The 1015-nt window shown below is 76.4% G+C and carries 1 protein-coding gene; it reads left to right on the forward strand.

Features of this window, described 5'->3' with window-relative positions; translation table 11 throughout:
- Positions 1-93 precede the first annotated feature (93 nt).
- A partial coding sequence (locus MXD58_RS25455; RefSeq protein WP_250610215.1) for a glycosyltransferase family 4 protein occupies positions 94-1015 on the forward strand: 922 nt, incomplete at its 3' end.

The following is a 1015-nucleotide window of genomic DNA, read 5'->3' on the forward strand; positions in this document are numbered from 1 at the left end:
CGGCACGGTTATTTGTTTATAAGAGACGGGGCGCGGCCGGGGCGCGCGGCGGCCCGGTGCCGGGGCGCGGGAACGGTGCGGGAACATGAGGCCATGCGGGTCTTGGTGGTCACGAACGACTTCCCCCCGCGGCCGGGCGGCATCCAGGCCTACGTGCACAACTTCGCGGCCCGCCTGCCCGCCGGCGAGGTCGTCGTCTACGCCCCGGCCTGGTCGGGGGCCGCCGGCTTCGACGCCGGCCAGCGGTTCCCGGTGGTCCGCCACCGTTCGTCGCTGATGCTGCCGATCCCGGACGTCCTGCGCCGCACCCGGGAGATCGCCCGGGCGGAGGGCTGCGACACGGTGTGGTTCGGGGCGGCCGCGCCGCTGGCGCTGCTCGGCTCCCCGCTGCGCCGCGACGGCGCGGTGCGCCGGGTGGTGGCGAGCACGCATGGCCACGAGGTCGGCTGGGCCGCGCTGCCCGCCGCCCGCCAGGCGCTGCGCCGCATCGGCGCCACCGTCGACGTCGTCACCTATCTCACCGACTACACCCGCGCCCGGATCGGCCCGGCGCTCGGTGCCCATCCGACGCTGGCGCCCCTGCCCAGCGGTGTGGACGCCGAGCTGTTCCGGCCGGGTGATGGCCGGGCCGAGATCCGCCGCCGGCATGGTCTGGGCGGACGGCGGGTGGTCGTGTGCGTGAGCCGTCTGGTGCCGCGCAAGGGGCAGGACATGCTGGTGCGGGCCCTACCGATGCTGCGCCGGCGGGTGCCGGAGGCGGCGCTGCTGCTCGTCGGCGGCGGTCCGCACCGGGCGAAGCTCGAACGGCTGGCACGTGAGGTCGGCGTGGCGGACCACGTGAGGTTCACCGGCTCGGTGCCGTGGGCTGAGCTGCCCGCCCACTACGCCGCCGGCGACGTGTTCGCGATGCCGTGCCGGTCCCGGCTCGGCGGGCTGGAGGTGGAGGGCCTCGGCATCGTCTACCTGGAGGCCTCGGCGGCCGGGCTGCCCGTGGTGGCCGGCCGCAGCAGCGGCG

Source organism: Frankia sp. AgKG'84/4, assembly GCF_023242965.2.
Taxonomy (GTDB): domain Bacteria; phylum Actinomycetota; class Actinomycetes; order Frankiales; family Frankiaceae; genus Frankia.